This window comes from Maridesulfovibrio salexigens DSM 2638, assembly GCF_000023445.1.
In the GTDB taxonomy this organism is placed as follows: domain Bacteria; phylum Desulfobacterota; class Desulfovibrionia; order Desulfovibrionales; family Desulfovibrionaceae; genus Maridesulfovibrio; species Maridesulfovibrio salexigens.
Genome location: NC_012881.1, coordinates 3,555,495 through 3,568,168, shown reverse-complemented (window position 1 = coordinate 3,568,168; position 12,674 = coordinate 3,555,495). Strand labels below are relative to the sequence as shown.

Here is a 12,674-nt window from a genome sequence, read left to right as displayed (position 1 = left end):
CACTTAAAGTGCATATAAATATTTATGGCAGTAAATCTCAGGAGAGAATTGAAAAATGGTTAATGATAAAAAAGTTGTGATGGTTATGCCTGCTTATAATGCGGCATCTACCTTGAAAAAGACTCTGGACGAACTGCCTGCAGATGTGGTGGACGAAATTCTTCTGGTTGATGATTGCAGTCGCGACGATACTGTTTCACAGGCAGAAAGCCTCGGCATAAAGACTGTAGTCCATTCATGCAATACCGGTTACGGCGGGAACCAGAAGACCTGTTACCGCACAGCCCTTGAAATGGGGGCCGATGTGGTGGTTATGGTTCACCCGGATTACCAGTACACCCCGCTGATTATTTCAGCCATGGTTTCGCCCATTGCCAACGGAGTTTTTGATTGCATGCTCGGATCAAGAATTCTGGGCACCGGGGCGCGCAAAGGCGGCATGCCTCTCTATAAGTATATTTCCAACCGCGCTTTGACATGGTTCCAGAACCTGCTGGTCGGTTATCATCTTTCTGAATACCACACCGGTTACCGGGCTTTTTCTCGCGAATTGCTGGAAAACATTCCTTTTGACGATAACAGCGATGACTTTGTTTTTGATAACCAGATGCTCTGCCAGATTATTTATTCCGGTTATGACATCGGAGAGGTTACCTGTCCGACCAGATACATGGACGACTCTTCTTCGATCAGCTTTGCCCGTTCAGTTAAATACGGTCTGGGCGTACTGCGCTGCTCCTGTGAAACCTTAGGTTACAGGCTGGGCTGGTTGAAAAGTGACTTTTTGAAAAATGTTCCCAGAAAAGGACAGGCGGAATAATCATGAGCGGTGCGAAAGTTGGAAATGAAATGAAGAAAGCCTTGATTGCTGCGGTGATTCTTTCCTCGCTGGTCCTCATTGTTTATGGGCAATGCGGCGGTTTTGAGCTGGTTACCTATGACGACACCAGCTATGTAACCAACAATCAGCGGGTTATGCAGGGAATTTCCACCGAGAATATCGGCTGGGCTTTCAGCACCTTTCAACTCGCCAACTACCATCCGCTGACCGTGGTTTCGCACATGCTAGATACATCTCTGTTTGGGGATTCCGCAGGGGCGCGTCATCTGGTCAACGTTTTCTTCCACCTTTGCAACGTTTTGCTTCTTTTTTTCTTTTTGATCAAGGCAACGCGCGGGTTTGATGAAGACGGGCTGATTCCTTCATTTTTTGTGGCTGCTCTTTTTGCCGTACATCCGGTCCATGTGGAATCCGTGGCTTGGGTCGCAGAGCGTAAGGATGTGCTTTCCACATTTTTCTGGCTCAGCGCAATGCACAGCTGGCTGGTTTGGGTCAAAGATAGAAATATGGGGGCCTACGGGCTGGCCTTTTTCTTTACCGGATTGGGTATTCTGGCCAAACCTATGGTGGTGACCCTGCCTGCGGCTTTGGTCCTGCTGGATATATGGCCCCTGAACAGGGTGGATTTTACAAAAAATCAGCTTGCGCAGCTTGCCAAGCTGATTGTTGAGAAACTACCTCTCTTCGGGCTTTCGATACTGTCGTCTGTTTTGACTGTTATGGCTCAGCAGGGTGGCGGCGCCATGCAGACCGTGGAATCTTTTCCTCTTGGTCTGCGTGTATCAAACGCCCTTGTTTCCTATGTGGCCTATCTCGGTGAACTTGTAGCCCCGGTTAATCTGGCCGTTTTTTATCCTTACCCTCATGAGATCCCAGTCTGGAAGCCTGCACTGGCAGCACTGTTCATTCTCGCAGTATCCGCAGTTGCGATCCGTTTCATCAAGAAATTTCCACTCGGTGCGGTGGGCTGGTTCTGGTATCTGGGCACACTTGTCCCGGTTATCGGGCTGGTGCAGGTAGGCGATCAGTCCATGGCAGACCGCTATGCATACATTCCTTTTATGGGAATTTACATGTTCATCGCTTTCGGAGTGGCGAGACTGGCGCGGGAAGGTCGTATTCCCGGAAAACCTGCTCTCGCGGCGGGGACTGCCGTGCTTGTGGTGTTGCTGGCAGGGGCTTACACTCAGGCCGGACACTGGAAGGACAGTAAAGCTCTCTACACCCGTGCTTTGGCAGTTACCGAGAATAACCACCACATGCATTACAATTACGGAAATCTTCTGGAGCGGGAAAAAAATTACACCGAGGCGGCAAAACATTTTAAAGCTGCGTTCAAGGCAGATCCTTCCCATTACAAGGCTATGACCAGCCTTGCCTCCATTTTGAGCAGAAAAGGTGATCCTTATACCGCGCTGGATCTTTACCAGCGTGCTTTGCAGATTAATCCGGATTATGCCCCTGCTCTCGGCAACCGTGGAATTGTATATATGCAACAGGGCAAGTTCGAATCCGCTATAGCCGATATTCGCAAGGCTCAGCAGTTGGAACCGCAGCAGCCCAATCATATGATCAATATGGGACTTCTTTACTACATGCGCGGGGATAATTCAGCGGCTAAAGAATGGTTGCGCAGGGCTTTGCAGGTTGACCCGAATAACAAACTTGCACGTAAGAATCTGGCTTTGATTCCCTGATTGAGTAATCAAGCTTTTTGAAGTATTGCCATTTTAGGAAGAATAATGTCTTCCCCCTCCTGTGTCCTGTGCTGATGTCTTTTCTTGCGTGTTGCGGGCCGTTAACCCTCTTTGGTTCCGGGGTGATCTATGGACTTTCTGCAAAATCTCCTTCCGTTGTTTAAAATCATATTTGTTTTTATATGCATGCTGGCCGGAATCAGGCTCAGGCTTGGTGTCGGCCCGTCCATTCTGGCGGGGGGTGGAGTGCTGGCTTTGCTTACTTCCATGAAATTGGGCGAGGTAATTAAGGTCAGTGCCGAAGCTCTGGCGGACGATAAGACAATATTTCTCGCTTTTATCGTGGCCTTGATTATGATTTTGTCCGGTTTGCTGGAAAAAACAGGGCAGGCGGGACGGATTATGAATTCCCTCACCGGATATCTGAAGAGCCCCCGTTTGAGGCTGGTCTTTTTTCCGGCACTTATCGGTCTTCTGCCTATGCCCGGGGGAGCTATCTTTTCCGCTCCCATGATTCAGGAAGCGGCTAACGGCCTTGATGTTTCCGGCCGGGATAAGGTGGTCATCAACTATTGGTTTCGGCATGTATGGGAACTTACATGGCCTCTTTATCCGGGCATGATTCTGGCCGCTTCATTGTGCGGCATGGGTATTTTTGAATATATCGGTTATACATTTCCCGGAGCTTTTGCCTGTATAGGTTTGGGCTGTTTTTTCTATCTGCGGCCATCTGTGCTGCCTATGAAAAACAACGGAAATGAAGCTGATGTTTCCGCTAACGGTCGTGATTTCAGAATTGTACTTAAAGAAGGGTTGCCGCTTATTGTTGCCATTGGCGGTGCATTTCTCTTTGAGACATTGTTGAGTCTAATTTTACCGGGTATTCCGTTTGAAATCGGAATCATTCTGGCTTTGTTGGCGGCTGTTCTCTGTTCCTTATTTGCCAACCCCGGTTCAATGTCCATTATCCGGGCCCTGCTGTTTGAGAAGCGATTCCTGAACATGATTTTCATGATTGTCTGCGTGTTTGTGTTTAAGGATATTCTTGGGGCATGCGGGGTTGTAGATGAATTGGCCCGTCTTGCAGGAGGGGAGGCCGCACTGATTGCCGCGGCGGTGTTTGTTCCGTTTCTGGTCGGTTTTATCGCCGGTATTACTCTGGCTTTTGTTGGCGCAGCCATGCCGTTGGTAGTTGGACTGGTACATGCCTCCGGCTTGCAGGATCAGCTCCCGGCTTGGGCAGTTCTGTGCATGTTTTCCGGTTTTTCCGGGATTATGGCTTCTCCGCTGCATATTTGTTTCCTTTTGACCTGCGAATATTTCAAGGTGGATATGGTCGATGCATGGAAAAAGGTTGTCATTCCAAGTTTGATGCTTATGTTGCTCGGAGTAGCGTACTTTTACGTTTTATTGTAGATGATAAATCCCCTACGAGGGGGAATAAAGTAAGATAAAAAATCGGAGGAATTTAATATGTCCAATCCCATGGTACTGATGGAAACACCTGAAGGTGAAGTCCTGATTGAGCTTTTTGAAAAAGAAGCCCCCAAAACCGTAGAGAACTTTCTGCGTTACGTAGATGAAGACTTTTACGAAGGAACTCTCTTTCACAGAGTTATCAATAACTTTATGATTCAGGGCGGCGGTTTCGACTTCTCCATGAAGCAGAAAGACACTCACGAGCCTGTAGAGAACGAAGCTGACAACGGCCTCAAGAATGAACTCGGCACTCTCGCAATGGCTCGCACCATGGATCCCCATTCCGCAACCTCCCAGTTCTTCATCAACGTGAAGGATAATGGTTTCCTCGACCACACTGCAAAGAATCCTCAGGGCTGGGGCTACTGCGTATTCGGTAAAGTTATCGATGGCATGGAAGCTGTTGAGAAAATCAAAAAAGTAAAGACCGGTTCTTACGGTCCCATGGACGATGTTCCGGTTGATCCCATCAGCATCATCTCCATGAAACGTTTTGAAGATTAATTGCTCAAAATGTAGATAAATGAATGTAAAACACCGGAAAGTATTTTCTTTTCGGTGTTTTTTTGTGTTTGACCTAGTGTATGATGTTCATAGAATAACGGTTTTAAATATATTGTTTTTTTGCTATGTCTTAATCTAATGGTGGAACTTGTAATTGCATAGTAAAAATGAGCAGGGGTAAGCATTGGATAATTCAGAATTAACTATCCTCGTAATTGATGATGAAGATTTTGTAAGGGAAACAATCAGTGATTATCTGACTGATTCCGGATTCAATATTATCGATGCCGGAGACGGTGAGGAAGGATTGGAAATTTTCAGGCGTGAAAATCCTGATGCTGTTCTGGTTGACCTGAATATGCCTAAGGTTGACGGTTTTGAAGTCCTTACACAGGTTTCAGCGGAAAGTCCGGATACTCCGATTATAGTCGTTTCCGGGGCAGGATTGATTCAGGATGCCATCAAAGCGGTTCGATTGGGAGCCTGGGATTTCGTCACTAAACCAATAGTTGACCTGAATATTCTGGAGCATGCTTTGGGACAGGGACTTGAACGAGCTACCCTGATCAAGGAAAACCGTCGCTACAAAGAACATCTTGAAGCTGAGGTTGAAAAACGGACTGAAGATCTGCGCAATGAGATTAAAGTCCGCCGCGAGGCTCAGGATGCGCTGATGGCAATTCAGGATGAGGTTATTGAAACCCAGAAAGAAGTTATCCTGACCCTTGGTGAAGTTGTGGAGAACCGTTCCAACGAGACCGCCAACCATGTACGCAGGGTTGCCGAGCTTTCTTATATTCTTGCCCGCCGCTATGGATTGAGCAAGGAAGAAGCTGATTTACTGCGTCTCGCCTCACCTATGCATGATGTGGGCAAGATCGGTATTCCCGATACCGTGCTTAATAAACCCGGACGGCTTACTCCCGAAGAATTTGAACTGATTAAGACTCATACCACCATCGGCCATGAAATTTTAAAGCATTCCGAACGTCCCATCTTCAAAGCTGCTGCGATTGTGGCCTTTGAGCATCATGAGTGGTGGAATGGCGAAGGCTATCCCCGTCAGCTTGCTGGTGAAGATATTCATGTTTACGGAAGAATTACCGGGATTGTGGATGTTTTTGATGCCTTGGGCAGTGAACGTGTCTACAAAAAAGCCTGGCCTATTGATAAGATCAAAGATTATTTTGAAGAGGGCAAAGGCAAGCAGTTTGATCCGCACCTGACAGATCTTTTCTTTGAAAATCTGGATGACATTCTCGAGCTTAGGCGTTCTTTCCCGGACGGTTAGTCCCAGCTGAATTTATTAAAGTTTATCAACCAGCAAAGGTTCGGGGTGCTTCTTGTTGCGTGCCAGACGCAGGGCATCCTTACGACATTTGTTGGTACACACTCCGCAACCCATGCATTTCTTGGGATCTATGCGCATGCGCTTGTCTCGCAGGTGCATGGCTCCAAAAGGGCAGTACTCCATACATTGACCGCAGCCGATGCACTTTTGCGGATCCACCACGGCAATATAACCGGATGGAGCCAGCATAGGTATTCCGTTGCGCATTGCTTCCATAGCACCGCAGCAGCAACTGCAGCAGTTGCAGATAGCGTAAAACCTGCCCAGCATAACATCCTTGAAAAAAACATGGTGCACATGTCCCCGTGCATTTTCAGCTTCCAGAATGCGTTCAGCTTCGTCTTCGGTGATTCGCCGTGACTTTTCCGGGTGGTTTTTAGCGACAAAGGAAGCAAAAGGCTCACCCACAATCATACATACATCAAGCGGGTAACATGGGTTTTCCCGCGAGGCCCGGCAGGGGCATTCGAAAAGTACTATATGATCAGGATGCTGTAATATAATGTCGCGGGCTTTTTCATACGGCAAAACCCGTTCCGGCAGGGTAGTGCGTACTTCTTTTTTTATTTTGACAAGCTTTATAGCTTCCTCAGTGGGGATGACTTTTCCGTGATAGCTTTTCGCAAAGTCGTCCTTGAGTTTTTGACGCTTTTTTTTGTCTTTGGGAGATGCGACAAGACTGGTAAAAAATTCCGCGATAGGAGCCAGATTGTTCTCGCCCAGTGCGGCTCCGATATAGGCTTTGGGCCAGCGAATGTACATATATCCGTGAAGAACATCCTTCATGGTCAGGTTCCGGTCTTCAAGTGCCTGTTTCAGGAACTCACCGGTTTCAGTGTCAGGTATGAACTTGTTCAGGATTCGTTTCATGGTTCTCCCTCTTATAGACATAATTATCAGAGCCGGAAAAAATAGTACAGTTTTTCCAGAAGCAACTTCACAATCCACTATGCTTATGTCTATGTTGATTCTGAATCTGATACCATATTCCTGATGGAGTTGAACAGGAGTTGTGAATGGAAATTACAGTGCAGAGACACGGGGATACAGTTGTAGTCGGTATGAGCGGAAGGATAGACGCTTTTGGAGCCGGTGAACTGGAAAGGACCCTTAAAGATATCCTCGCTGATGAGGAGTTGGCCTGCATGGCTTTTGATATGACCGATGTGCGTTATCTGAGTAGTGCCGGTATCCGGTCCATAGTACGGACCATGAAAATACTGCATCGCCGTAACGGTGCGTTGGCTATTTGTGCTCTTTGTTCTTACTGTCGTAACGTGCTCGATACAGCCGGAATGATAAGTTCCCTGAATATTTTCGCTACCCGCAGCGAAGCAATGACCTTTTTGCAATCAGTTCAGTGGGAGAGACAGGCCCTTGATAATTGGGAGAGTATGGAAACAGCGGACTCCCCAATTGGGAAATTCCGGTTTGTCCCCGGTGAGAATTCGCCTTCCGAGCTGAAAGTAATCGGTTCAATCGCAGATGTTTTTCATTCCCGTGTAGATGAGACAAGAATATTTTCCCGTGGCTTTTCCCAGACTGAGTATTCCATAGGTGTGGGCGGTCTTGGGGACGTTCCTGATGATTATATGAAGGTGCTCGGCTCCATGATCACAATCGGCGGGACCATGGCATGGCTTCCAACGGACGGTCATGATCTTGCAGATTTTCTTGTCCCCCGTAACGATACCGGATCTGTGATGATCCGCACCCCTTTCAACCTGACCCTTTCCGGCGGATTCAATGAATACATAATGTTTGAATCCACAGAAGAAGGCGGAACAACTCTGGACCGCCTTTATCGCGGTCTTTTTCTGCTTGCCCGGCGCAGACGCAGGGACTTCAAGGGGGTGCTCGGCGTAGCCTCATGGATGCAGGTCAGCGAATTGATGGCCGGAACCATGATGCGTTCCCCGGTGCGTGAATTTGCTCCTGAGAATAAGAAAGCCATCACCGATCCGGTCAATAGTGATGAATGGTTCAAGCGCGATGTGTTGCCCCGGCACAGAAATGTTTCCTGCCTGACCTGCGGTGTGGGTATTGATCTTTCATGTGATCTTTCGGTTTATGATCAGTCCGGCCTTTACAATGCATTTTACATTGATCCGGTTACAGCCGGGGAGCGCGGCCATATACTTAACAATCATGCTGCGGTCTTTGAGCAGATGCATATGCCGGAAAAAATGGTCTGTCTCGATAAGGTTGTACGTGATGTGTCTGCCAAGGCTGAGTTCAAGGATATGCGTAAACTCCGTGATAACAGTCGCGTTACCAGAGCTTTTCTGGGTGTCAGCTATATCCGTAAACTGGTCCGTGATGATGTCGGTTGGCAGGGAACCGCTGAGATTCCGATCAGCAGGTCTATTGCAGAAAAGCGTTACCGCGAGGAAGCGGAATTTCCTCTGGTCCCTCAGAAGCGTGAGGCGGAATTAAACAAATTTCAGCGTTTTCTGGAGACACAACAGGCCAAGCTCGGTAATAAGGATTAATAATTTCGTCTCTACAGGCAAAATTCAGGTTGCCTGTGCCTTCCGGTTGCGGGTAAATATCAAAAAAGATCAAGTGTTAATTGTTATGTATTTTAAGGAGGATATATGTGGTTTCGTTTGTTGGGCAGTTTGCTTGCCGTGATACTTTTATGCACACCCGCTTTTGCCGGAGAAAAAATAATCAAGGTCGGGGTGCTCTATAACCTTACCGGGGGAATGGCCGCTATCGACCGTCCCGGATTGCACGGCATGGAGCTGGCCAAGGAAATCATCAATTCCGGGGGCGGAATTATGGGCCGCAAGCTGAGTCTTGTGGTTTCGGATTGCCGTTCAAATCTTGATTCAGCGGCAATGGCATCAGAAGCCTTGGCCGGTCAGGATGATATGGTTGCTGTTATCGGATTGAATGACACAGATTATGTCATGGCTGCGGCCCCTGCCGTAACTGCAAAGGATATTATTTTCATCACTGCCGGGGCGACCATGCAGAACCTGCCCTATATGTACGGTAAGAATTTCTTCATGACAGCTTTCGGGGATAATATGCAGTCCCGTGCTGTTGCTAAGTTTGCCAAGCGTAGACTGGATACTTCCAGCTGCTTTGTGGGTACTGATATTTCCAATGAGTTCACCAAGACTCTTTCCAAATATTTCAAGCGTCGTTACCGCAAGTATGGCGGTACCGTGGTTGATGAGGTCTGGTACAGTTCCGGTGATGGTAAATATCCCATGCCTAAGGGAGATGAAAAGAATCCTGATCTGATTTTCATTTCCTCCATTCCTCCGGATGCGCCCAAGTACATTACCGAACTTCGTAAGGCCGGTTTTAATCAGCCCATTGTCTCCGGTGATGGATTTGATACTCCGGGATTGCTTGATGTCCCTCAGGAATTTGCCCATTCTATTTATTTTGCCACCCATGTGGCTCTGGATAATCCTGATCCGCAGGTTCAGGAATTTGTGGATAGTTACGAGAGAATGTTCGGCATTCGCCCTGAATCAGGCTTTGCCGCTCTCGGCTATGATACGGTAATGCTTCTGGCTCAGGCCATTGAAAAAGCCGGTGTAAGTACTCCGGATGAGGTTCGTGAGGCTTTATCCAAGACAGCTGGGTTTAAAGGTGTTACCGGTGAATTCTATTACCCCGAAGGGATTAGGGTTCCCATGAAGAGTGTAGATATAGTGAAATATCAGAATGGAACTTTTTCTTTTGTGGAACAGGTTCCCCCTAAATAACGCCGCATTTTCTGCGCAGCAATATGGAGCAGTTTATGGAATTCAATATTGTTACCGAATCGGCTTCCGCATGGTCCGCGGACGCGGTTATCTTTTTTGCTTTTAAAGATTCTGAAGAGCATCTCAGCGGTTTTTCTTCATGGATGGCATCTGATGCCGATTGGGTTGCGGTGTCTCCCGCTCTGAGTGATTTTTCCGGGGAACTTGGCAGTTCCACTGTAATCTACGGTTCCGGTTCTTCTGTGCAGAGAGTGCTGCTGGTCGGGCTTGGTGAGGAAAAAGAGTTCGGTGTTGATAAATTCTTACAGGCTGTAAGTGGAGCTTTTCAGAGATGCCGGGAATTGAAATTCCGTACCGTCGGTGTACCTCTTGCCGCCTTTGAAGGAATCGCTCTTGAAGATAAGCTGGAACATTTTGTGGTTGCTGCCATTGAAGGGCTGTATTCCTTTGATGAATTCAAGAGTAAGAAGGATGAAAAGAAAGAATTGCCGGAAGCTGTTCGGTTCCTGAGCGAAGATGAGCCTCCGGCACATTTGGCTGAAATGCTCGCAAAAGGACAGGCTGTAGGGCTGGGCATGGGCTATGCCCGTGATCTGGTCAATCTGCCGCCCAATGTGGCTACTCCGGTCTATCTTGCTGACGAGGCCAAGAAGATGGCCAAGAAGTTCGGCTTCAAGTTCAAGGTCATGAAGCGCAAGGAAATTATCGACAAAGGTATGGGGGCATATGCTTCCGTGTTCCGGGGTTCCAATGATGAACCGCGTATGATTATCCTTGAATATTGTCCCAAGGACCGCGAAGGCGAGAAGCCGCTGGTACTGGTAGGTAAAGGTGTAACCTTTGATACCGGGGGGATTTCCCTTAAGCCTACCGGATTTATCGAAGATATGAAATGCGATATGGCCGGTGCTGCGGCAATACTGGGCTTTTTTCAGGCTATCGGTGAAATCAAGCCGGATCTGCCCATAGTCGGTATCCTGCCTTGCGCCGACAACATGCCGGATGCCAATTCCACCCGTCCGGGTGAGGTTGTCACTTCATTTTCCGGCAAGACTATTGAAATTCTAAATACCGATGCCGAGGGCCGTCTGCTGCTTTGCGATGCTCTTGCTTTTTCCGCTCAGTATGAACCTGCGGCGATCATCGATATTGCTACACTGACCGGGGGCTGCATCGTAGCTTTCGGCTGGAATGTGGCGGCAGTGATGGACAACTCCCCCTTGATGCAGGACTTGGTCATGGAATCCGGCAAGCGGGTAGGGGAAAGATTCTGGCCTATGCCGCTCTGGGATATCTACAAGGAAGAACTCAAGAGTGAGGTAGCCGATCTCAAGAACGTAGGTTCCCGTGAAGGAATGACCATCCATGCCGGAATGTTCCTTAAGGAATTCGTTCCTGAAGATACCCCGTGGGCACACCTCGATATTGCCGGACCCGCATGGCGCAAGAAAAAGTCGCCTGCCGGAGCAGCCGGGGGAACCGGATTCGGCGTGCGTACGCTGGTTGAGCTGGCGGAGCGCATTGATCTGGAAGACATGTAGATAATTCTGGTGTAGTATTTCAACTTGCAGTCCTCGCATATTCATGCAAGGTCATTTTTTGCGATGAATAAAATCGCAATGGCAAGATTACATGGTTTATTAAAAAATATTTAAGCTTATAGGAGCACGAGCATGGCAAAAGCATCAGCCCGTCATCTTTTGGTTAGCGATGAACAGACCTGTCTGGACCTGAAAAAACAGATTCAGGACGGCGCAGATTTTGGTGAAGTAGCAAAAAAACACTCCAGCTGCCCCTCCGGACAGCGCGGCGGTGATCTCGGTGAATTCCGCCCCGGCCAGATGGTTCCGGAATTTGATACCGTTGTGTTCAATGAAGCAGTTGGCGAAGTTCACGGCCCGGTAAAAACTCAGTTCGGTTACCACCTGCTGATCATCGATAGCCGCGAAGACTAAACAACTCTTCACCGTGATAATAAAAAAGCCCCGACTTCGTCGGGGCTTTTCTTTTTTATTACACACTCTCTTCAGCAAATATCTCTTCAATCCTGTTGCAGGGGCAACCTGATCCCAGCAGCATTTGCAGGAGCAGGGTCGCTTTGAGGGCGGAAAGACCCCCGGCGATGATGACCCCTTTCTGTTTCAGGTTGGCGGCTCCTCCGGGGTAGGCGTAGATGGGCCATACTCCGCCTTCTACACAGCGGGTGCAGAGAACTACCGGGATTCCGGCTGCGATGCATTTCTCGATTCCGGGAACTGCCCCGGGCGGGGTGTTCCCTGCTCCGAATCCTTCCAGAACTATACCTTTGGCTCCACTTTCGAGCAGTTTTTCCAGTATAGTTGAATCCATGCCCGGATGACAGCCTACCAGATGGACCTTGTCGGCCATTCCTGTAACCGGGAAGGGCAGGCGTGGTCTGCGTCCCGGTTTGGCTCGGGTCAGGATTACTGATTCTCCGGCAATAAAGCCTATTCTCCCGGTGTTTTGGCCGATAAACGGGTCAACGTTCAGGGAACTAGATTTGATGGCGTTCTTGGCGGCAAAAAGTTTGTCAGCCATCTGGATGATGACGTCTGTTCCTTCCGGCGGGGGCAGCAGACAGGTCCGCACAGCGTCTACAAGGTTGCGGATTCCGTCATAGCCTGATTCATTGAAGTAGCGCATGGCTCCGGTGAGAATTACCGGCTTTGGTGAACGCACAGTAAGGTCCAAAACATAGGCGGTCTCGGCCATCAGGTCGGTTCCGTGCAGGATTACCGCTCCAAGCACCTGCTCCTCTGTAAGAAAATCTTCTACATCGTGGGCCAGTTGCAGCATTTTGTCAGGGGACATATGCGGGCTGGGAATGTCTGACCAGAGTACAGGCCGGATCTTGATGTCGTGTCCGTCCGGGGTGACTTCATTAAGCAGTTTGGTGAAATTGTCGTCAGGGACGACCCCTCCGGCATCCGGCTTTTCGCTCATGCCGATGGTGCCCCCGGTGAAGATGAGGATAACCTCTCCTGAGATATTGTTTGAACCCATTTTAATCTCCGTAAACAATCTAGTCTTATTGGATTCTGGTACAGCACGAA

Annotated in this window: 11 protein-coding genes; 9 read left to right on the top strand and 2 right to left on the bottom strand. The window is 48.5% G+C overall.

The features are described 5' to 3' along the window. Positions 1-55: 55 nt before the first annotated feature. From DESAL_RS16285 to DESAL_RS16265, 5 genes are all read left to right on the top strand, one after another. The gene (locus DESAL_RS16285; RefSeq protein ID WP_015853069.1) at positions 56-820 is read left to right on the top strand and encodes a glycosyltransferase family 2 protein; all 765 of its coding nucleotides are present in this window, start codon (positions 56-58) and stop codon (positions 818-820) included. Between the two features lie 2 nt (positions 821-822). Further along, the gene (locus DESAL_RS16280; protein ID WP_015853068.1) at positions 823-2,538 is read left to right on the top strand and encodes a tetratricopeptide repeat protein; all 1,716 of its coding nucleotides are present in this window, start codon (positions 823-825) and stop codon (positions 2,536-2,538) included. 129 nt (positions 2,539-2,667) lie between these two features. Further along, the gene (locus tag DESAL_RS16275) at positions 2,668-3,954 is read left to right on the top strand and encodes a DUF401 family protein (RefSeq protein ID WP_015853067.1); all 1,287 of its coding nucleotides are present in this window, start codon (positions 2,668-2,670) and stop codon (positions 3,952-3,954) included. A gap of 57 nt (positions 3,955-4,011) precedes the next feature. Further along, positions 4,012-4,521, top strand: a complete 510-nt coding sequence (locus DESAL_RS16270) for a peptidylprolyl isomerase (protein WP_015853066.1) — start codon at positions 4,012-4,014, stop codon at positions 4,519-4,521. Between the two features lie 184 nt (positions 4,522-4,705). Continuing rightward, complete coding sequence (locus DESAL_RS16265; protein WP_015853065.1) at positions 4,706-5,812, top strand: HD domain-containing phosphohydrolase; 1,107 nt, start codon at positions 4,706-4,708, stop codon at positions 5,810-5,812. 15 nt (positions 5,813-5,827) lie between these two features. On the opposite strand, the gene DESAL_RS16260 is transcribed toward DESAL_RS16265, so the two are convergent. Next, positions 5,828-6,742 carry a 4Fe-4S binding protein gene (locus DESAL_RS16260; RefSeq protein WP_015853064.1) on the bottom strand — a complete coding sequence of 305 codons (915 nt, stop codon included), beginning with the start codon at positions 6,740-6,742 and terminating at the stop codon, positions 5,828-5,830. A 146-nt stretch (positions 6,743-6,888) separates the two neighbouring features. Here DESAL_RS16260 and DESAL_RS16255 point away from each other — a divergent pair, with 146 nt between their 5' ends. The 4 genes from DESAL_RS16255 to DESAL_RS16240 all read left to right on the top strand — a co-directional run bounded on the left by DESAL_RS16255 (position 6,889) and on the right by DESAL_RS16240 (position 11,555). Continuing rightward, positions 6,889-8,364: an STAS domain-containing protein gene (locus tag DESAL_RS16255; RefSeq protein WP_015853063.1), complete on the top strand. Its 1,476-nt coding sequence runs from the start codon at positions 6,889-6,891 to the stop codon at positions 8,362-8,364. Between the two features lie 105 nt (positions 8,365-8,469). After that, the gene (locus tag DESAL_RS16250; protein ID WP_015853062.1) at positions 8,470-9,600 is read left to right on the top strand and encodes an ABC transporter substrate-binding protein; all 1,131 of its coding nucleotides are present in this window, start codon (positions 8,470-8,472) and stop codon (positions 9,598-9,600) included. Positions 9,601-9,635: 35 nt separating this feature from the next. Beyond that, positions 9,636-11,141, top strand: coding sequence for a leucyl aminopeptidase (locus DESAL_RS16245; protein ID WP_015853061.1), 1,506 nt, complete (start codon positions 9,636-9,638; stop codon positions 11,139-11,141). Between the two features lie 132 nt (positions 11,142-11,273). Beyond that, positions 11,274-11,555, top strand: a complete 282-nt coding sequence (locus DESAL_RS16240; protein WP_015853060.1) for a peptidylprolyl isomerase — start codon at positions 11,274-11,276, stop codon at positions 11,553-11,555. 58 nt (positions 11,556-11,613) lie between these two features. Here the strand turns inward: DESAL_RS16240 and DESAL_RS16235 are convergent, their stop codons facing one another. After that, positions 11,614-12,624 (bottom strand): asparaginase, encoded by a 1,011-nt coding sequence (locus DESAL_RS16235; protein WP_015853059.1) that lies wholly within the window; start codon positions 12,622-12,624, stop codon positions 11,614-11,616. Positions 12,625-12,674: the final 50 nt, after the last annotated feature.